Source organism: Dellaglioa sp. CoH-56-MRSF-13, from assembly GCF_056782095.1.
This window is the reverse complement of sequence record NZ_JBXAYC010000062.1, coordinates 1-443: the sequence shown is the minus strand read 5'-3', so window position 1 is coordinate 443 and position 443 is coordinate 1. Positions and strand designations below refer to the sequence as shown.

The 443-nt window shown below is 53.3% G+C and carries 1 protein-coding gene; it reads right to left on the bottom strand.

All coding sequences use genetic code 11. From position 1 onward, the window contains the following. Positions 1 to 146: 146 nt before the first annotated feature. The coding region (locus AC1RP1_RS07890) for a hypothetical protein (protein ID WP_481762705.1) at positions 147 to 443 on the bottom strand (297 nt) is incomplete at its 5' end.

Here is a 443-nt window from a genome sequence, read left to right as displayed (position 1 = left end):
GCTTCGAACAACGCGATCTTGGCCGCGTCATCGAGGTTGCTATCGATAAGGCGACTGGTCAGAAGCTCTGCCTGTTGTGTGCGTAGTGCATAATCCGCGACGAGTGCATTTAGAGCCGCCACGCTCACCTCAAGGGGGTGTCCCATTTAGTCCTCCATAACAACGACGAACTCGTTCAGCATTTGAATCTGCTCTTTAGTCAGCCTCTCCGGTATCCCGAGTGCGGCACGCACGTAGCCCTGACGATCAATCTGTTTCGAGATATAGGCTATGTGATCCTGCATCTCTCCGTCTATCTCGGGGCCAGTCGACCCAAGCACATCTGACGATGCATCGCCCATTTCTTCGACCAGTGCTTCGTACGACTGATCACCCTGATCCTTCGACATCTCTGCAACTTCGGACCTAGCACTCTTGAACCAGTTGGTGATGAACGTCGTAAG